The sequence below is a fragment of the Aliivibrio sp. 1S175 genome, from assembly GCF_001690985.1.
Lineage (GTDB): Bacteria > Pseudomonadota > Gammaproteobacteria > Enterobacterales > Vibrionaceae > Aliivibrio.
In genome coordinates, this window is sequence record NZ_MAJS01000035.1 from 91,052 (window position 1) to 109,840 (window position 18,789).

An 18,789-nucleotide genomic window follows, 5' to 3' on the forward strand; every position below is an offset into this window, starting at 1 on the left:
ACAATAATATAAAAGGCCTAGTCTAACTGGTCACAACCTTATTTTCATTGGTGATATTAACAGATGTTAATCTAGCGAATATAAACACCAAAGTAACTTGCGCTACCAAAGCGAATACAAAAATTAATGGATTCTCAATAAGACCCGCAATAACAAAACTGACTAAAGCAATTCCACCGTTTAATAAGGCATAAGGCAATTGAGTTTTAAAATGCTCAAACTGATCACACCCAGCCCCTGTCGACGATAAAATGGTCGTCTCAGATATCGGGGAACAATGGTCACCAAATAAACCACCAGATAACACCGCACCAATGCACGCGTATAATGGAGCATCAATAGCAAGTGCTGTTGAAATAACTAAAGGCATCATGATGGCAAACGTTCCCCATGACGATCCTGTAGCAAAAGAAATGATTGCCGCTAATAAAAATGCAACCGCAGGAACTAACCAATGAGGGAAACCATTTTGTGCTTGCTCTGCAATATAAGCTGCCGTCCCTAACTCTTTACCAACTGAGCTTAATGACCAAGCAAGGATCAAGATAATCGCGACTTGCATCATATTACCCATGCCTTTCATATAGACAGAAATGCCTTCCGACCAATTTCTTACTTTATAAACAGCCATAAGACAAATTAACGTCGCCGCCGCAAAGAAATAGGCAGTTGAAAGTGCAGAACGAAATACCGAACCTGATACTTTCTCAAACGGGAAACCTAAAGGCACAAGCATAAAGCCTAATACTAATCCCATAACAAGCAATGGCGCCCATACAAATGATGCTTTTGCATTTTTATGCGTAAATATCTCTTTAGATGCTTCTGATGAAATGTGTATATTACCTTTTTCAGCGGCATATTCTGCTTTTGCCATCGGACCAAAATCCAGTTTTTTAAAAGCAACAAGAGGAACTATCGCAATCGCTAAAATGGCATAGAACTGAAATGGAATTGCGCCAATAAATGCATCCCAATCTGATAGTTCAACATTTAGCGCGGTAAACTCTTTTTGAATTAATCCCATGATATAAACACCCCATCCAATAAAAGGGATTAAAATAGCAACAGGAGATGACGTTGAATCAATAATGAAAGCCAATTTTTGACGAGATATTTTTAATTTGTCGAAAAGAGGACGAAAAACGGGACCGACAATTAAAGGAGTGCCTAGATCAGAAAAGAAAATGATTATTCCACCCAGCCATGCTGATGTTTGAGCTTGGAATTTACTCTTAATCCACGTAGTTACCTTATCTGCAAATGCATAGCCTCCTCCTGATTTTTCCATCAATGCAACAAAGCCACCAATAAAAACAAGTAATACGATAACACCAGCATTATAGCTGTCCGTTAACTGTGGCGAAATATAACTTTTTATCATCACACCAAACGTTTCTAAAGGGTCACCATGAATGAACAATCCATTAATCATGGCGACACCACTAAGTACACCCGCGAATAAACCAACGACCACATTTTTCGTGGTCAGAGAAATAAAAAGTGTAATTACAATGGGGATAAGGGAGGTAATGTCTGTCTGTTCCATAACGATATTCCTTTTGCTACTGCATAAAACAAATTAAATATAAATTCACTATTTGTGACTATATATACTTATTTTGATTATGTAAACACTAAAAAACATCATCTTAAAAATTAATCTTATTTATACAAAACATTAACCTAGCATCTTATCAACACTCATCGTTAACATAAGGATATATCACTAATAAATCATTTGAATAACGCATTCTGTAGACAATAAAAAAGCCGGATAATGTAATATTATTCGGCTTTTTTATTAAAAATAGTTAAGTAAAAACACTAGCTATCCGCAGGGAAAACAACGCCGGTCTGCTTACGGATCTCTGTCGTTACTTTCGAAATCAATAATGAACGTTCAACCGCATGTTTATCCATTTGGTTGGCTTCAACTTGTTCTGCAAATTTAAGTGCTTCATAGATCATTGGATTGTCATTCTGCTCCACGGTTAAGTTTTCGGTTTTTCCACCACGAGTGATTTTTGTGATTTTCTCACCGATAGAGATCATATCAGCCAAAATGGCTCCATTCTCACCTTGGATCTCACTTGGCACATAAGAATCACTTGTTTTAGAGTGCATGACAACGACATCAAAGCCATCGTAACCACAAATGATACTGCCGTTACCATCAACACCTGAATCCAATAAGTGCGCTTGTGCTTGAATAGATTTAGGTTCACCAAATAACTCAATCATAGAGCCCACACAGTAAAAACCAATATCCATAATAGAACCGTTAGAGAACTCAGGATTAAAGGTGTTAGGGTTTTCACCATTTAGATATTTTGGGTAACGGGAAGAATACTGACAATAGGTAATGTGCGCTTTTCTGATTGATCCTAGGCTTGGTAATTGCGCTTTCATTACCTGAAAATTAGGTAAATACGGAGACATAAACGCCTCAAACAGAACCACATTATTTTCTTCTGCTGTTTTATAGGCAAGTTGTGCTTGGGTGTAATTTGATGCCATTGGCTTTTCACAGATAACGTGTTTGCCCTGTTTCATCATTTGAATTGATTGTGGCGCGTGATAAGAGTTAGGGCTCGCAATATATACCGTATCAATCTCACGGCACTCAGCCAATTGATCTAAGTTATCAAAAGCCAGTTCTACCGCAAACTTCTCTGCAAACGCTTTTGCTTGTTCTAATGAACGAGAATACACCGCTTTTAATTCATATTTTCCTGACGCTATCGCCCCCGCAATAAAACGTTCAGTAATCCAGCTTGTTCCAATAACAGCAAGTTTGATCATTATGGTCTCTCTTTATTGGTTTCTATATAGGGTTATTTAAGTTTTAATGCTTCACTTTTAAATTGAATACCACTCCAACCCGTCACCATAAAGTTACGTATATTTTGGTGATCGTCATTGGTTGGGTTTTGTAACACATCGTCGCGATAATATTGACCAAAGCAAGTCAACGTTTGCTCAACCGTCAATTGATTTAATTGAGCAAAAGCAAAGATCTTACACGACCCATTATTCTGCTCTGCTTCACTAACGGTATTTCCATTAGAAAACTCCGTTGGTATAAAATCATAATTCGCGTCAATCACTGACATTGTGTCTGAAAAATCTACCAATTCTGGCTGAGTATTTAACCTTTCAATAAACGCTTGTAGAGACATCTTTTCCATCCTTTTTCTGTTCAATTAGATAGATAAAAATAAAGCCTAGCTCAATTGAACTAGGCTTTATTTGATTTAATTATTTCGCAACTAAGAATTGCCATTGCTCATTTCGATTCATGTAATGAACAACATAAGAACACACCGGTACAATCTGTAAGTTAGACGCTTTCATTTCAGAGAGAAACGATTCCATCATCACTTTTCCATACCCCTTCCCTTGTAACTCATCAGGAATACGGGTGCTTATGACATCTAGAATATGACCTTTCTTTTCATAATACACTTTAGCGACTTGATCCCCTTCTAAAGTGATTTGATAGCATTTGTTTTCAAGATCATGAGTAATCGTATTCATGCAACTTCCTTTTAATTTATGCAATGGCATTACTTTAATCAGTTCCACTTTAAAATGCGAGTTTCATTTCCTTCAGTTGGTGCTTGAGGTATGTTTAAAGACAATATTAAGGATAATAATGCCATTCCTGCGCCTACATAAAATACCGCAGCAGGAGACACTAACCATACCAAACCAAAACTTACCGGAATAATGACTGCTGCTATATGGTTTATCGTAAATGCCACACCGGCGGTAGAAGCCATATCAGCAGGATCAGCAATTTTTTGGAAATACGTTTTAATAGCAAGCGCTAACGCGAAGAACAAATGGTCAATAATGTATAATGCCGCAGCTACTTCTGCCGTTTGTACTACGGCATAGCCAACAAATACACAAATTAAGCCTCCGTATTCAAACATCAACGCTTTACGTTCTCCAACGACACCAATCCAACGACCGATTTTTTTAGCAAATAGCCAGTTAAATGCGTAGTTAGCGAGGAACAATAAGGTGATATCTGCGGCTGAATACCCAAATTTTTCTACCATTAAAAAACCAGCAAAAACAGTGAATATCTGACGACGGGCGCCACTCATAAAAGTTAATGCATAATACAGCCAGTAACGTTTACGCAGTACTAGCTTCTTAGTTTGAGGCGTTTCACTTTTAAATTCAGGAAAAGCGATCCACATAAAGATAATGATACCCAAAGCAACAGAGCCAGCAATCAAGTAAATCCATTTAAACTCTAGCTGTATAACTTCAAGTAATACCCACAACGCCCCATACGTACATAAAGAGGCCAACGCTCCCACAGAAATTAGTTTACCTAACATTTCAGGCGCTTCTTCTTTCGTAAACCATTGCAGAGATAATGACTGTTTTAAGGTTTCAAAATAATGGAACCCCGTCGACATTAATAACGTAGTGCACAACAATCCATAAACACTCGGGAAGAAGCCTGTAATTGCTACACCCGCAGCCAACATCACTAAAGAAAGGATCATGAATTTTTGTTCACGAAGAAAAAGAAGGACGAAAACAGCGGTAAACGCTAAAAACCCAGGGATCTCACGTACACTTTGCAGTAAACCAATATCGGCACCTGTAAAAGCGGCCTTTTCAATCACAAAGTTATTGAGCAAAGCACTCCAAGCCGAAAATGCGATAGGAACGACAATCGAGATTAAAATAAGAAAGGTTTTTGGATTTCTCCAATGAGCAGTGCTCGACATGATAGTGACTCTCATTAATGTTTATATTATTGCTACAGTAGCATATATTTAATTAATTCTAGTTCATCTTAGAATGATCTTTACTTTATTTACCTACTCCTTTGTTTATTGCTTAAATAAATTCACTAAGTACTCCATATTTTCGGACAATACTTCGGTATTTGAATAAATCCCGACGACGCCTTGTCGATGATCTGTAATTGGTAATGTAGCAATGTTCTGATCTTTCATTTTTTCTTTAATTTTATCGGTATAAGGCATAATCGAATCGCTCATTTTAAGCATATCAATACTGGCTTTTAACGAGTCTAATTCATAAACCACTTTGACTTGCTGTGCTTTAATTGCAAAAGTCTCGGCCCCTTTATCATTCAGAACTTTCCCGTCTCTAGTGTGGTCTGGCGTAACTTTTATTTGTGGGTAATCATGCAGGCTTAACGCCTCATCATTTAATAATGGGTGCCCTTCTCGAACATATAAAGATTCACGCTCTGTAAATAAGGGAATAAAACGCACTCGGTTACGAGAATCAATATTTTCTATTTCATGACCAATAAAGAGATCAATATCACCATTAAGCAAATGACTTAGCATTGATAATCCATTACCAAACTCAATGTAGAGTGAATTATTGGGATGAGTCTCTATAAATTGTTTAATAACATCCGCGGCAAAACACTCCCACCACGCTTCACCAATCCCAATTTTAATTTTACCTTGGCTACGGGCTTTCATGTCAGAGAGTTGATGCATCATCTGGCCGTGTTTTTCATAAATATCTTGTACATAACGATAGTAGACCCAGCCAGCACTGGTTAATTCAACTCCTTTAGATTTTCGATGAAACAATAATGTGCCAAGTACATCTTCTAATTTTTTGATTGCCGTTGTGAGTGTTGGTTGACTAATGAACAATTTATCCGCCGCGGCTTTAATACTGCCTTGGCGAGCCACCTCATAAAAGTAACGGTACTGCTTTTCCATCATGATAATCCATAGTAAGTATCGCCTCTACCATACTCGTGATATAAATTTTTTCTATATCAGAGTTCAAATTATCAATTATTCATACCGATTTAATTTCGCTATATTAGTTTTACTTTCTTTAATGAATATTGGATATCAAGATGGAAAAACGTTGGTGGCATAACAGTGTGGTATATCAAATTTACCCACGCAGCTTTTGTGATTCAAATAATGATGGTATTGGTGATCTTCAAGGTATTATCAGCAAGCTCGATTACTTAACGACACTTGGTATCGACGTTATTTGGCTCTCTCCTGTTTATCAGTCTCCGATGGATGACAATGGCTATGATATCTCTGATTATCAAGCCATTGCTGCTGAATTTGGTAGCATGGATGACATGCGTGAATTAATGCAAAAAGCGGAACAACGTGGCATTAAAATCGTGATGGATTTGGTGGTTAACCATACCTCAGATGAACACCCTTGGTTTGTTGAAGCAAAAAACAACAAAAACAGTGAATATCGTGATTTTTATATCTGGCGTGATGCGGGTGAAAACGGTGAAGCACCAAGTGATTTAGGCTCTATTTTTGGTGGTACGGCGTGGGAGTGGGATGAGGAAAATCAGCAATACTATTTCCATCTATTCTCAAAACGTCAGCCAGATTTAAACTGGGAAAACCCTGCGGTTCACCAAAAAGTGTTTGATATGATGAATTGGTGGATCGACCAAGGTATTGGTGGCTTCCGTTTAGATGTGATTGATTTAATTGGTAAAGAAATCGATAAAAAGATCACGGGTAATGGCGATCGTTTACATCCGCTTCTTCAACAGATGAATCAAGCGACGTTTGGTAATAAAGACTTATTAACCGTAGGTGAAACGTGGGATGCCACGCCAGAAACCGCGCAGCTTTATAGTAACCCTGCTCGTAATGAGTTATCAATGGTGTTCCAGTTTGAGCACATTACTTTGTTATGGGAAGACGGCGATAAGTGGAAACCAAAACCGTTAGATCTTAATGCCTTTAAGCAAGTGATGATTAAATGGCAGCTTGAGTTAAGCAATAATGGTTGGAACTCACTGTTTTGGAATAATCACGATTTGCCTCGTGTTGTTTCTAAGTACGGTTGTGATGGTCAATATCGTGTTGAGTCCGCAAAAATGTTAGCAACAACCCTGCATTTATTGAAGGGAACACCGTATATCTTCCAAGGTGAAGAGATTGGTATGACTAACGTGGCATTTGATACGTTAGAAGAGTACAAAGACATTGAAACGCTGAACTTCTATAAAGTAAAAACTGACTCTGGCGTTAGTCATGAGACCATGATGAAAGGCATTCATGCTAACAGTCGTGATAACGCGCGTACACCAATGCATTGGGATGATTCTGCCCACGCTGGTTTTACTCAAGGATCGCCTTGGATCTCATTGAACCCGAATTTCCCTGAGATAAACGTGGCCGTAGCTTTGGAAGATACCGATTCTATTTTTTATCATTACCAAAAGCTGATCGCACTGAGAAAACAGAATCCTGTAATTGTGTATGGTGATTTCATTCCACTGTTTGAAGATCACCCTGCGGTATTTGCTTATGAACGTAAAGATGCCGATCAACATTTAGTCGTGCTAAATAACTTTACTGCTGAGTCTCAGACGTTAACTCTGCCTGAACATTTAACGGATAAAGAAGTTGAATGCTTAATTGCAAATCTGGATCCTGTCACTCATTTAGGATCACACCTAGTACTTACACCGTATCAGAGTATCGTTGTAAGACTGTAGTTAGATGCTTATAGCTTACTACAAAGACTATTGAACCACCCTTGTAGCGCCCTGTTGCTTATCTATTAGATTACCTTCTATTGATAGTTATGCTGTAGAAATGGGGCGTTACACTCACACTCTCGCTTTTTACATGCCTTTAAACAGGCTTTGAGCATTTCGGCTTACTGACAATTTCACCCCACCAATATGAACGTGCAAATGCCCTAACAGATCTTTTTTTACTTTGTCTATTTTAGCTACGTTCACAATACTTGAACGATGAATATGCCAAAAATGATCCGGATTTATTTTCTGCTGTAACTCCTTAAGAGAACAACGGATCAAATACTCGGTTACTTTATTATTTTCTTGTTGGGCATAAACAGAAACATATTTATCTTCTGCTTTAAAATAAAGCACATCATAGATAGAGATTAGGTGTAAATCTTCTCCTTGATAGGCTTTAATCCAAGTTAAATAATCTGGCGTTTTTTGAGCAGACAACTGCTGTATTTGAATTAACAAATCACTAAGTATGGTTTGGTGTGGGCTGTTTTGGACTTCTATCAAAGGATCTGATGAACTTCTTTGTTTAGAGAGCCTTTGTTGAACAATTCTCTGTTGTATCTTTTCACACGTTACCGCTAGCCTTGTTTCTGATATTGGCTTTAATACATAATCTATCGCATTATTTTCAAAGGCTTTTATTGCAAACTCATCATACGCTGTAATGAACGTAATCAAAGGTGGCATGGCCGATTTTTGCAGTTGAGTCGCTAATGTCATGCCATCTAACTCTGGCATTTTAATATCCAGAAAAACTACGTCTGGTTGATGCAACTCTATTGCTTCGAGCGCTTCTTTACCATTAGCACAGGTAGCGACAATCTCTAAATCTAACCATAAATCCGAGAGCATTTTTTCAAGATGAAAACGTAATAAAGGTTCATCGTCAGCAATAATAGCGGTAGTTGATTGATTCATGAATATTCCTTATTCAGTTGTTCTAAACATTCCATGGGTATTGATAACTCCGTGGTTACGCCACCTTGCTTGTTTTCAGTGATAGTTAACGATGCTTTACCTTCAAACAAATCCTGTAATCTCTGTTTTATATTATTCAGACTCATGCCATTACCCGCAGTAGAACACGTTGAATTTAAACCTAACCCATTATTAAAGATAGTAACTTTAAAGATACCATCAAGTTGCTTAAACTTTACCTTAACTTGTCCACCACTCGCCTTAGGTTCAATACTATGTGTAATGGCATTTTCAACTAGGGGTTGGATTAATAATGGGGGTAATGACAATGAGTCAATCAACGGATTATCGATGTCATAGTTTAATCTTTCACCTAACCGGATTTGCTGAATTGCTAAATAGGCGCTGAGTAATTCGGTCTCTTGTTCTAAGCTGATTAATGGTTTACGGCTTGTTTTTAACGTACCTCTCAGTAAATCGGTTAGTTTTTCTAACATCAGCTTCGCTTTATTATTGTCTAGCTCAATTAACGCACTAATATTGGCAAGTGTATTAAATAAGAAATGCGGTTCTATTTGACTTTGTAATTGGCTCAACTGGCTAAGTACTAGTGCTTTTTCTTGTTCTGATTGCTTACGCTTAGCCACTTCTAATTCTTGTTCTGCTAATAGTTTTTGTTCATTAGTATGAAAATAGTAAAAACAGATTATTGAAAATATAAGTCCTAATAGCACTACGGGTTTAAGCGCTTCTATCGTTGAAAAGTCATCGTATTTTTTAAGCCATATAAAAGCGTGCAGTGTGCCAAAAATAACAGTGAATACCATGGCTATCGCGCTTGAGTACACTTTTCTAATCATCGGGAAAAGTTTATCTAATATGTACGCAGACAAAATTGCACTATAGCCATAACCAAGGCTAATAATGATATGTTCATAAAATGGTGATGGCCAAAGATTACTCGTTACCATCGCAATAATAATGCAAAATACCGTGGTGATAGAAAAGCTTTTTAGTAATCTAAACGTTGGCTCTTTTTGTTTATTTATTGTAACCATTAAAATCTTCCTTTTAGGTTCAGTAAGATCATATGCTTATCTGGTAGGTTTGCATACGCAGAATCGCTTTTTCCTGTTAAAAAACGCGCGGCAAGTTCCATTTCAATACTGGAATCACCCGAGTCATGCAGTAAATAATTTAACCACTGCGTTGCTATCACGCCATTATCTTCTGGTGAGTAAAGCACATCAAATGTTGGGGTAAATTGACTTAGCCATGATATGTTTTGGCTCCATTGCCATGTTGACCATGCGTTAGGATCTAGGCTCCAATGAAACATCATGTTATGTTGAACCATATTCGCCTGATTAAAGCCTTGTTGATACGATGGCGTTGCCACAATAAACGCATTATTCCAATCGCTTTTGCTCCATGCTCGGCTGTCATACCAATATTCTAAGACAATACTATTGCCTACGGCATTTGCCCACGTAAATCCTACTAAGGCTTGATATGCATTTTCTTCTTTTTTTAAGGTGACAGGATAAAGCGTGATACTAGGCTGCTGATAAGAAAGATACTTTAATTGATACACGGCCGAGCCATGAAACTCCCACGCAGCATCAAGCACCGTCACGACACTTACCCCCACTAATCCTTGCCGAACGTCATCGTAATAAGCGACCCATTGGTATTCGGTATCTCCCATTAACGCATAACGTCTTATTCCTATCCCTTGCTGTTCGCTTTGCTCTTCTAACTCATTCCCTTGTTGTTGTGTCCATGAAGAATCGGTATAGATTAATGACCATTCGCCTTGGTTATCAAAATAAGATACCGAGGCTACCCCCGCCCCTTCTTCTACTTGAATGCCGACTGGGTTACGACGATATGGCGTGAATATATCTAACGGTCGGTAACCATAGCCAACGCCCCAATCGACTCGGACTTTACCTAGTTGTAAATCCAATGATGTATTGGCAATATCAACACTACTTTGCCAAAACAGTTCACTGATAATCAATTCCGCTTCTGCACTTTTATCTTGATACTCAAGGCTTGAGTGGTAATAGAGATCATTACCTTTCAGTGCCACCACCGCATTCCAATCTTGATAGCCAATCTGAACATCTAATAAACCATTGAATGACTCTTGATGCTCGTTATCTGTTATTGGAGAGAAAGCCGTCTCTCTTTGTTGAACCGTTTCGGCACTGAGCATCCAATCCCATTCAAACGTAAAGTCCGACGCTGACAACGTGGCAGAAAAAAAACCAGCGCTAACGAGTAGTACAGATTTAATAACCCTGCTCATTGTTACAAATCCAATTGTTTGGTGCGAGATAGATAAGCGGGGTTGTAATATTTATCCGCAATATCTGTTGGTACAATTTCTTTGTATTCAATGACGGTTTTTTGGTTTGTTTGGATCCGATCATTTAATACCATCGAGATTACTTTAGTTTCTCCTTCTCTAATCCCTTTAATAAACCACGCTTCTTTCGCCATTCTCCCTGAACGTAGATACAAATCAGCTTTGATTGGAAAATGAGTTCCCTGTTCTAACCATAAATCAATAGTGAAATAACTCGCGCCTTTAGTAATGGCATTTAATTTGAGTTTTTCAGTTTGCACCTGCTTACCATTCTCTAATGTCAGTGACTCACTCAATTGCCACTGCCCTTGATAATCATCACTCCATGTTAGCGTTGAAATATCACCGACAGACGCCTCTCCCAATAATTTCTGCATTGGCGTAATACGGATTGGCCGGCGACTTTTAGGCATTAATAACCAATAATTATCACCTAACATCAGCATCTTTTGCCCAGCTTCTACTTGAGAATTAAACAGCACTAATGATTCTCTATTTTCTCGCATATAGACCGTGTATTGACGTGTTTTATCTAACTCATTATTTTTATACAGTAATACTTCTGATACCACTTTTGCGGCCGCATTATCTAATCGATAATCATCCGCCGCCTTAATCATTTGTTTAATTTGGCTATCCCGAATTTCTTTTTCTGGTTGAGTCAACTCTTGTTGATTAATCGTTGGTTGGTCAAGCTCTGTCGCCACCACTGGAGATTGAAAACCTATTAATAAAAATAATGTAGGTAATAATTTGAGTTTAGACATAGATAAGCGCCTCCGTGATTGGTTTTTTGACTCCTTTGCGAGCGGATAAATACGCAGCAAGCAGGCAAATACACATCACACCAAAACCTGCGTAAGCGACTAACTCAAAAGAGAAATAAATATTTAATGGATAACCGTCGGTTCTGCCCGGAGGTGGTGGCATTTGTACATCAATAACCATCAGAAACGCGGTGGTAATCGCAGTGGTTAACGCCCCCAAAAACACACCAATGACAGCAAGTAAACCCGCTTCTCTTAAGAATGAATGGATAATTTCATTTGGGTAACTTCCCAGTGCGGATAAGGTACCAATTTCACGAGTTCGCTCAGTCACGGACATTGTCATGGTATTAAACAGCGCAACAAAGACGACTAATCCCATCACAAATCCCATCACACCAAAAATCAGATCATAAAGGCTTTTTACTTTATTGTAGAAGAAGGCTCTGTCTTGCCATGGGGTAATTTCAATATCTTGCTGTGTGATTTTTACTTCTTCATTTAATCGTTGGTGCATAAGCTCTGTTTGCTCGGTATCGAACAGAAAGACGGATAATGTACTCACTTTATCTGAAATCAACAGCTCTTGGGCTGAGTCAATGTGTATATACAGCTGACGTTTATCTAATTCTGGAACCCCTGTTGAATAAATTCCATGTACTTTAAAATCAAACGCATTCAACGCACCCTCACTGGTCGTTGCCAGTAAAGTAACCCAATCACCAATACCCACATTTAGATTTTTAGCTAAATCCACTCCGAGCATAATCTCAGGTTCCATCACGTCATATCGACTCGATGTAATATCCATTAAGGTTTTTCCTGATCTCATGTCTAGAAATGGACCTTTCATATCAAACTCACGATCGTTGACACCCGTTCCCATAAATATGGTCGACTTTATCCCGTTAGAGATTAACCCTGTAAAATAAATACGCGGTTGCACTCCTCTTACTTCATCGTGTTTCATGATTTCATTAATTAAACTTGAAGTATCTGAAAGTCCATTACTAAGCGGCATCTCTTCATCACTTTCAAAATAACCCGGCTGACTTAGAGTAAGGTGTCCAGTGTCTCTTGCTGTCGATTCTTTCAATGAATCATAAGTATATAAACCAAAACCGCCCGCACTGGTTAGCGCAAAAACGGCAATAGTAATAATAAGAATTGAAAGCGCACTACGGCGTCCATTACGCAATAAGTTCAACCAAGCAAGACGCAATGAATCAGGAACTAAGGCCATTAACTTGTCCATGAGATAGTCTCCTTACTGATCGTGCCATCAAGTAAATTTATACTGGCATCACAATGCTGCGCCATTCGGTAATCATGCGTCGCAATAATAAAGGTGGTTTCCATTTCTTTGCCTAACGCTTTCATAATATCAATCACTTTTTCTGCGGTATGGCTATCTAGGCTCGCCGTTGGTTCGTCGGCAATGACTAAGCTTGGTTTATGCACTAATGCTCTTGCAATAGCGACACGTTGCTGCTGTCCACCAGAAAGATTGTCTGGTCGGTGATGAATAAAATTGCCAAGGCCTACTTTTTCTAACATTTCAGTGGCTAAGCGTTTTTGATCTTCTCGATTGTAGCCATTTAAATGCAGCGGATAGGCTACGTTCTCTAAAGCGGTCATCACTGGCACTAGATTAAAGCGTTGAAATACGAAACCTAATTTGTGACGACGTAACGTGGCAGCTTTAATGGGATCTTTAGGATAAGCTTGTCCATCCATTCTGATCTTGCCTTTATAATCCATATCTAACAGGCCAAGTATATTGAGTAAGGTGCTTTTTCCTGAACCTGATGGGCCGCATAGAGTCACCATGCTGCCTTTAATAATAAAGCCCTCGACCTTTTTCAACGCTTTAACGTCTTGAGAGCCCAATTGATATGTTTTTTCTATGCCACTAAAACTGATCATTATCGCCTCCTAGTTTTTAGAACGAATAAGTGCCTGCGCTTTTATTGATTCAGGATGATTGTTATCTCGCTCACTCATGACTGCTACCCATTGATTGGCTTGATTTATATCATCAGCACGAAGCGCTGCCTGTACTGCATAACCGTATACCCAAGCGGTGGCTTGATAAGGTTGCTGTTGAAAAGTAGGCTCAGATAAAAGAGCCAAATAAAGATCATAACCGCGCTCAAAATGATTAAACATATCAGGCAATTGTGAATACGTTGCTGCCGCTAAAGCACGGGTGAGATAAGAATTAGGAAGACCAGACACAACGGGTTGATCTTCAATTGGGGTCGTTTCCGTAGCAAGTAAATTTAGCCCTTTGCCAATGTTAGCTAACCCTTGTTCAACGTATTTCATTGCTGTCCAAGGCATCATGGCGTCTCGGCCTTTTAGGGTTTCTGAGCTGCCAAGATAAACGAGAGTTAAGGGGGTTGCCCCCTCACTTTGAATTAATTGTTCAAAACGTTCATAAGCCGATTCAACAAGATCTTCATCGCCTGCTGCCGCTTGGTTATATACTGCAATGTCTTTATCAGTTAATGCCGCTTGCGTGGAGAAAGTCATCACACTCATAAATATGCTGACTACTAGTGTCGTTAATTTATGTTTCATTAGGTTGTCCTTAGTTAGTATGAGATCCCTTTTTGATGTTTACAGATTAGCTAAGGTAAAAACAAAAAACTGGAGGATGCGACGAATGGTAAATAACAGGAATAAATGGTAATTATTAGATTCAAATGGGATCAGTGCTTGTCATCGAAGGCGATTCTGGTTAAGTTAAGTGTATGTTTATTAGGCAAAGGATGCAGGTAATGGAAATAGTGATTCGCCCAACAGAGTTAAAAGACATTGATGGTTTATGTGAGTTGTATAATCAACCACAAGCTCAGGCGCAAACACTTCAACTGCCACTCCCATCGCCTGCTCTCTGGGAAAAACGCATTTCAAGCAAACCTGATAACGTCTATAGCTATGTTGCCCTTATTGATAACAAGGTTGTCGGTAATATTGGTTTTGAACAAGTGACACAACCTAGGACTCGTCATGTTGCTCATTTTGGAATGGGCGTTCACGATGATTATCATGGCCGTGGTATTGGTAGTAAGCTAATCGAAACCGTTATAGAACTTGCTGACAACTGGCTTAATGTTCGCCGCATTGAGATTGATGCTTTTGTTGATAACGATGCCGCGCTTTCACTGTATAAAAAATTCGGGTTTGTCATTGAAGGTGAGGCAATTGATTCTGCGTTTAGACAGGGTGAGTACGTAAATACCTATTTCTTGGCACGTATCAATCGTAAATAGCCTCTCTTTTTTTATTCAAAACCATTTCTCAGTAATAGTATGGCGAAGTATGATACTTCGCCATTGTTATACCAATGCAGATCTAGACAGTAACCATTGCTATCGTAATTGACTGTCTTTACTTGCTCTGCGGTTGTAAGCGCTGAATGCTTTTTCACGTGTATCTTCTTTAGATTGACATCCCACACACAATTCAACGCCGGGGATGATTTTACGTCGGCCTTCAGGGATCAACTCACCACATTCAAGACAATAATCTGTGTCGTTATGTTCATGGTTAAGGTGTGCTCTCGCACGATTAATTGCATCAGTCACAGTGGCATCAATTTGTTCTTGTACGCCACCATCTCTTGTAAATCCATTCGCCATAATGGTCTCCAAATGTATGATTGACTAGGAGAACATTATCAATTATTAACTGTGTTTTGATAATAGAGCTATATGTGAATTACTATTACACTGATGTAATAAACTAAATGGTTGTGGTCGAAAAAAAGCCGCAACGATAAAGTTACGGCTTAACAGATTCATTTGCTTAATAAAGAGTTAATCGAGTGTATTTACATACTCTTCCCAATATTGAGTAGCAAGCTTAATCGCCTCTGATCTTGGGTAGCTTTCTTCACGTTTATTTGCCCATAAAACATTCGCGACATTAAAAATCACGGTATTTGCCATTAGTTGTAATTGCTCAGGTTTAGTCCCTAACAAACAAATTTGCGGGATTGGTAACTCTTCAATTAATGCTTCTTCCCAATACAGCTCTTCACATACCCCTTTTGATACACACCATAGAGACTGGCTAACTTTAGGGTTAAATTCAGATTCTCCGCCCATGCCTTTAAAGCACAGTGCCAATTCTGAGCAATCTTCTGTCGCTTGTTGTAAACGAGACTCCGCTTCACCATGCAGCTGTGGTAAGCCTGGGTGGAAGCTTCCACGTAATGAAATTGGAGCTGATGCCGGGTTTAACATACGCGCACAGGTATTCGCGGGGGTACGCAGACCATACTCATGTTGCCATAACAGCATGGTTTCTACTTGAGGGGCGTAAACCGATAGAGGTAAATAAGCGATATTTCCTTCATCTAGTTTTTTCTGTGTCTCTGCAATACTTGAACAGCGAGGGATATTTAGTTTATCAATCACTTGAGATACGTGTTCACGCGTGCTGCCCAGTTGTAAGTGGCCATGAAGCAATACTCTAAATCCTTTGTTCGCTAGAATTTGTGCTGCGTATAACTGCCATGATGGACCTTGAACCTGACGCTTACCGGCAAAACACGCCCAATCAATATCAACGTTAAGATCTTTTAACTCTGGCGTTTGTTCGTTACGAATAAATTCACGAATTGCAGTGGTAAAGCCGCTGATCTCCTCAACCGTTTCGTTTTGAACTCGGATAAGCATCATCAGCATTGCCATCTTGTCACTAGAGACTTCACCAGCAAGATATTCTTTCATTACTTGATAGGCTTGATCAAAACTTAATGGCTTACGGCTGCGCTCACCACGGCCGACGGTTTTAATACATTCAATAATTGAGCTCATGACTGTCCTTGTTATTTTCTTATAATTTTCAACTACACAGACGTTATCACATAAACAAAAAAAGCCAAGAGGTTCGTAACAATGTACTAACCTCTTGGCTTATTATCTACTAATTCAAATTGTTAGTGAGCCTTTTCTTCTCGCTCAACCCCACGGAAAAATACAGGGAACAGTTTAATTAATCGATAACATACCCAAATTAATATACTGGTTATTATCACTGCCACCATAATGGATGAGACTCGATACAAAATAGCAAAAAATGCATCTTTTTGACCGGGGATCACGCCTGTAATTGGAATGGTTAATGCCGCCATTGCTGAGAACCCAACGCCCTTCATTATTGGGTTTTCACTGGCTAACCATTTACAAAAATAGCCTGATGCAATTGCAAAACTTAGAATGTATAAAATTGGATTGTCATACAGATCATAAAGTATCAATTGCATCGCCATCGCAGCCAAACAGCCTAAGATAGTCCCTACGATACGAATTCGAGCCATCATCAACGAACCAACGAGTGTCATTGGAGAGAGCATGATAAGCATTGAGGCTTGGGCTGATAATGAATCATTTAATGTGCCGATTTCAAATATCAAAAATACGATCATGGCAACCATCCAGCCCAATGCCGTTTGTTCTAGCATCTCTCGTGGATCTTTGCTCTGGCCTTCTACTTTTAAAATCGGTGCATTACTGTCAATAGGATCAGGAAACAGATAGAAAGCTAAAGCACAAATAGGGATCACCATAATGGCAGCAACCCATGCCCCGACAATGAAGTTTTCTAAATCAAATGTCACATACGATCCAAAATTCAATAAAATTGAACCGACTAATAAGCCAGTATAACCGAATAAGTAACTCGCTTTATAGTGCATTGCGTGGCATTTAAATAGCAGCATAATGCCGACAGCTACGGTCATCAATAGTGGATATGGTTGTAAAAAACCGACAATTAATACCACTTGAATACTCACCCAAACGACACTGACAACCAACTGAATGAACATTCCCCAGTTCCAACGATTCAGATTAGATAAAATAAACAGTGGTAACAGAGTTCCGAACATGCCGTTTGACCAACCAAATACAGTACATATTGCAAAGCCTAGAACACAACCAAACCATATCCGTAATGCTTTCATATCAACATTCCACCTAGTATATGTAATGTAGATAGCTGATCATGGTAATTAAGCTATGACCAATGTAATCAATGACGGTATTGCCTGACGTATAAATAATAACGGTTGCTCGCGAGCCAACAAATAGTCGTGGTGAAATAGCCTCTTCACTAATTAAATTCACTCGCACACGTTGGGCATCACGAACCCAACGGTTACTCACTTCTACCGTGCTCAATTGGCCATTGGCTTTTTGTTGGGCAGAAGCAACCCCATAATCGCGGCTCTCTACCAATAATGGAAACACTTCACCCGGCAGTGCATCATAAGCCACTTCTGCATACATTCCTTTGTTCATCTCTGAAGTCGCTTTCTCACGATAATCTGCAGAGATCCACAATGAATCGGTTGGAATAAACGTCAGTAATGGCTGATTAGCATTTGCAAACAAACCGACATGCAACTGCATATTGGTAATTATCCCCTCACTTTGCGCTATTACTTGAGTATTTTCTAAATTCAGTAACGCTTGTTTTAAGGCATTCTTTGCAGAAAGTACGGCACTACTTTGGCCATCGCCTTTACCTAGTTTAACTTCCAATGCGTGTAACTTTTGCTTTGAAGCCATGAAATTGGCAGCGGCTTGGTCACGCTTAGTCATTGCTGAATCTAAACCTGATGCAGATACTGCTCCTGATTTTGCTAATCGCTTAATACGGTGATATTCACGGTTCGCATTATCTGCCGTTACTTGAGTCGTTTTAACATTTGAGCGTGCCGCTTCGATATCCGCCACTAATGACGCTTCTTGTTCTTTTGCTTGAGCTAATCCAATTTCGGCTTTTTGAACAGCTAATTGATATTTTTCATCATCAATCTTAAACAGTAACTCGCCCTGCTTAACTAATTGGTTATTTGTGTGATTAACTGCAACTACTCGACCAGACACTTCTGGTGATATTTGAACAACAAATCCTTGCACCTTACTTTGGGTCGTTAACGGCGTTAATCTATCTGCCATCACTAAATAGGCAGTAACGATTAAAAATAATACGATTAGGATACGCATCCATTGTTTGAATTTTTGCTCTGCAGCTTGCATAGAAGTTCTCAATAAAGTCAAAGTTTCCGTGATCTGGTTCTCATACCATTCTGGATAAGTAGTTGTTCAGATAATTGCGCAGGAAAAATTGATTAGAGCAAGGCATAA

19 protein-coding genes are annotated in these 18,789 nt (G+C 39.0%); 2 read left to right on the plus strand and 17 right to left on the minus strand.

The features are described 5' to 3' along the window. Positions 1 to 22: 22 nt before the first annotated feature. From A6E06_RS11865 to A6E06_RS11890, 6 genes are all read right to left on the minus strand, one after another. Entirely contained in the window at positions 23 to 1,549 is a 1,527-nt protein-coding gene (locus A6E06_RS11865) for a Na+/H+ antiporter NhaC family protein (RefSeq protein WP_065593519.1), read from the minus strand. Positions 1,550 to 1,827: 278 nt separating this feature from the next. Beyond that, complete coding sequence (locus A6E06_RS11870; protein WP_065593518.1) at positions 1,828 to 2,805, minus strand: Gfo/Idh/MocA family protein; 978 nt, start codon at positions 2,803 to 2,805, stop codon at positions 1,828 to 1,830. A gap of 32 nt (positions 2,806 to 2,837) precedes the next feature. Continuing rightward, a complete protein-coding gene (locus A6E06_RS11875; protein ID WP_065593517.1) occupies positions 2,838 to 3,182 on the minus strand; it encodes a HopJ type III effector protein in 345 nt (114 codons plus the stop codon). A 79-nt stretch (positions 3,183 to 3,261) separates the two neighbouring features. Then, positions 3,262 to 3,540, minus strand: coding sequence for a GNAT family N-acetyltransferase (locus A6E06_RS11880; protein WP_065593516.1), 279 nt, complete (start codon positions 3,538 to 3,540; stop codon positions 3,262 to 3,264). A gap of 38 nt (positions 3,541 to 3,578) precedes the next feature. Further along, a complete protein-coding gene (locus tag A6E06_RS11885; RefSeq protein WP_065593515.1) occupies positions 3,579 to 4,757 on the minus strand; it encodes an MFS transporter in 1,179 nt (392 codons plus the stop codon). 105 nt (positions 4,758 to 4,862) lie between these two features. Further along, positions 4,863 to 5,741 carry a LysR family transcriptional regulator gene (locus A6E06_RS11890; protein ID WP_065593514.1) on the minus strand — a complete coding sequence of 293 codons (879 nt, stop codon included), beginning with the start codon at positions 5,739 to 5,741 and terminating at the stop codon, positions 4,863 to 4,865. 143 nt (positions 5,742 to 5,884) lie between these two features. Here A6E06_RS11890 and A6E06_RS11895 point away from each other — a divergent pair, with 143 nt between their 5' ends. Beyond that, complete coding sequence (locus tag A6E06_RS11895; RefSeq protein WP_065593513.1) at positions 5,885 to 7,516, plus strand: alpha-glucosidase; 1,632 nt, start codon at positions 5,885 to 5,887, stop codon at positions 7,514 to 7,516. 129 nt (positions 7,517 to 7,645) lie between these two features. Here A6E06_RS11895 and A6E06_RS11900 read toward each other — a convergent pair whose 3' ends face one another. The 7 genes from A6E06_RS11900 to A6E06_RS11930 are packed head-to-tail and all read right to left on the minus strand — an operon-like array spanning position 7,646 to position 14,206. Further along, positions 7,646 to 8,482: a LytTR family DNA-binding domain-containing protein gene (locus A6E06_RS11900; protein WP_065593512.1), complete on the minus strand. Its 837-nt coding sequence runs from the start codon at positions 8,480 to 8,482 to the stop codon at positions 7,646 to 7,648. Next, positions 8,479 to 9,540, minus strand: coding sequence for a sensor histidine kinase (locus tag A6E06_RS11905; RefSeq protein ID WP_065593511.1), 1,062 nt, complete (start codon positions 9,538 to 9,540; stop codon positions 8,479 to 8,481). Before A6E06_RS11905 ends, A6E06_RS11900 begins: the two co-directional genes overlap by 4 nt. Beyond that, positions 9,540 to 10,796, minus strand: coding sequence for a hypothetical protein (locus A6E06_RS11910; protein WP_065593510.1), 1,257 nt, complete (start codon positions 10,794 to 10,796; stop codon positions 9,540 to 9,542). The genes A6E06_RS11905 and A6E06_RS11910 overlap by 1 nt, the downstream gene beginning before the upstream one ends. A 2-nt stretch (positions 10,797 to 10,798) precedes the next feature. Then, on the minus strand, positions 10,799 to 11,623 hold the full coding sequence (locus tag A6E06_RS11915) for an outer membrane lipoprotein-sorting protein (protein ID WP_065593509.1): 825 nt from the start codon (positions 11,621 to 11,623) through the stop codon (positions 10,799 to 10,801). Next, entirely contained in the window at positions 11,616 to 12,878 is a 1,263-nt protein-coding gene (locus A6E06_RS11920; protein ID WP_065593508.1) for an FtsX-like permease family protein, read from the minus strand. Before A6E06_RS11920 ends, A6E06_RS11915 begins: the two co-directional genes overlap by 8 nt. Then, positions 12,866 to 13,549 carry an ABC transporter ATP-binding protein gene (locus tag A6E06_RS11925; protein WP_065593507.1) on the minus strand — a complete coding sequence of 228 codons (684 nt, stop codon included), beginning with the start codon at positions 13,547 to 13,549 and terminating at the stop codon, positions 12,866 to 12,868. Before A6E06_RS11925 ends, A6E06_RS11920 begins: the two co-directional genes overlap by 13 nt. A gap of 9 nt (positions 13,550 to 13,558) precedes the next feature. Then, positions 13,559 to 14,206 carry a hypothetical protein gene (locus A6E06_RS11930; RefSeq protein ID WP_065593506.1) on the minus strand — a complete coding sequence of 216 codons (648 nt, stop codon included), beginning with the start codon at positions 14,204 to 14,206 and terminating at the stop codon, positions 13,559 to 13,561. 200 nt (positions 14,207 to 14,406) lie between these two features. On the opposite strand from A6E06_RS11930, the gene A6E06_RS11935 reads away from it, so the two are divergent. Beyond that, positions 14,407 to 14,901 (plus strand): GNAT family N-acetyltransferase, encoded by a 495-nt coding sequence (locus A6E06_RS11935; RefSeq protein ID WP_065593505.1) that lies wholly within the window; start codon positions 14,407 to 14,409, stop codon positions 14,899 to 14,901. A gap of 99 nt (positions 14,902 to 15,000) precedes the next feature. Here the strand turns inward: A6E06_RS11935 and A6E06_RS11940 are convergent, their stop codons facing one another. From A6E06_RS11940 to A6E06_RS11955, 4 genes are all read right to left on the minus strand, one after another. Beyond that, the gene (locus A6E06_RS11940; protein ID WP_065593504.1) at positions 15,001 to 15,270 is read right to left on the minus strand and encodes a DksA/TraR family C4-type zinc finger protein; all 270 of its coding nucleotides are present in this window, start codon (positions 15,268 to 15,270) and stop codon (positions 15,001 to 15,003) included. Positions 15,271 to 15,447: 177 nt separating this feature from the next. Beyond that, complete coding sequence (locus tag A6E06_RS11945) at positions 15,448 to 16,452, minus strand: glycosyl transferase family protein (protein WP_065593503.1); 1,005 nt, start codon at positions 16,450 to 16,452, stop codon at positions 15,448 to 15,450. A gap of 122 nt (positions 16,453 to 16,574) precedes the next feature. Beyond that, the gene (locus A6E06_RS11950; RefSeq protein WP_065593502.1) at positions 16,575 to 17,600 is read right to left on the minus strand and encodes a DUF2955 domain-containing protein; all 1,026 of its coding nucleotides are present in this window, start codon (positions 17,598 to 17,600) and stop codon (positions 16,575 to 16,577) included. 13 nt (positions 17,601 to 17,613) lie between these two features. Then, complete coding sequence (locus tag A6E06_RS11955; RefSeq protein ID WP_065593501.1) at positions 17,614 to 18,681, minus strand: HlyD family secretion protein; 1,068 nt, start codon at positions 18,679 to 18,681, stop codon at positions 17,614 to 17,616. Between the last annotated feature and the right edge of the window lie 108 nt (positions 18,682 to 18,789).

Bases quoted from the DNA above. Each gene is read 5' to 3' on its own strand.
- A6E06_RS11945 (WP_065593503.1), bottom strand. From the start codon at position 16,452: ATGAGCTCAATTATTGAATGTATTAAAACCGTCGGCCGTGGTGAGCGC.
- A6E06_RS11905 (WP_065593511.1), bottom strand. From the start codon at position 9,540: ATGGTTACAATAAATAAACAAAAAGAGCCAACGTTTAGATTACTAAAA.
- A6E06_RS11910 (WP_065593510.1), bottom strand. From the start codon at position 10,796: ATGAGCAGGGTTATTAAATCTGTACTACTCGTTAGCGCTGGTTTTTTT.
- A6E06_RS11865 (WP_065593519.1), bottom strand. From the start codon at position 1,549: ATGGAACAGACAGACATTACCTCCCTTATCCCCATTGTAATTACACTT.
- A6E06_RS11875 (WP_065593517.1), bottom strand. From the start codon at position 3,182: ATGTCTCTACAAGCGTTTATTGAAAGGTTAAATACTCAGCCAGAATTG.
- A6E06_RS11915 (WP_065593509.1), bottom strand. From the start codon at position 11,623: ATGTCTAAACTCAAATTATTACCTACATTATTTTTATTAATAGGTTTT.
- A6E06_RS11930 (WP_065593506.1), bottom strand. From the start codon at position 14,206: ATGAAACATAAATTAACGACACTAGTAGTCAGCATATTTATGAGTGTG.
- A6E06_RS11870 (WP_065593518.1), bottom strand. From the start codon at position 2,805: ATGATCAAACTTGCTGTTATTGGAACAAGCTGGATTACTGAACGTTTT.
- A6E06_RS11935 (WP_065593505.1), top strand. From the start codon at position 14,407: ATGGAAATAGTGATTCGCCCAACAGAGTTAAAAGACATTGATGGTTTA.
- A6E06_RS11880 (WP_065593516.1), bottom strand. From the start codon at position 3,540: ATGAATACGATTACTCATGATCTTGAAAACAAATGCTATCAAATCACT.
- A6E06_RS11900 (WP_065593512.1), bottom strand. From the start codon at position 8,482: ATGAATCAATCAACTACCGCTATTATTGCTGACGATGAACCTTTATTA.
- A6E06_RS11920 (WP_065593508.1), bottom strand. From the start codon at position 12,878: ATGGACAAGTTAATGGCCTTAGTTCCTGATTCATTGCGTCTTGCTTGG.
- A6E06_RS11955 (WP_065593501.1), bottom strand. From the start codon at position 18,681: ATGCAAGCTGCAGAGCAAAAATTCAAACAATGGATGCGTATCCTAATC.
- A6E06_RS11950 (WP_065593502.1), bottom strand. From the start codon at position 17,600: ATGAAAGCATTACGGATATGGTTTGGTTGTGTTCTAGGCTTTGCAATA.
- A6E06_RS11925 (WP_065593507.1), bottom strand. From the start codon at position 13,549: ATGATCAGTTTTAGTGGCATAGAAAAAACATATCAATTGGGCTCTCAA.
- A6E06_RS11895 (WP_065593513.1), top strand. From the start codon at position 5,885: ATGGAAAAACGTTGGTGGCATAACAGTGTGGTATATCAAATTTACCCA.
- A6E06_RS11885 (WP_065593515.1), bottom strand. From the start codon at position 4,757: ATGTCGAGCACTGCTCATTGGAGAAATCCAAAAACCTTTCTTATTTTA.
- A6E06_RS11940 (WP_065593504.1), bottom strand. From the start codon at position 15,270: ATGGCGAATGGATTTACAAGAGATGGTGGCGTACAAGAACAAATTGAT.
- A6E06_RS11890 (WP_065593514.1), bottom strand. From the start codon at position 5,741: ATGGAAAAGCAGTACCGTTACTTTTATGAGGTGGCTCGCCAAGGCAGT.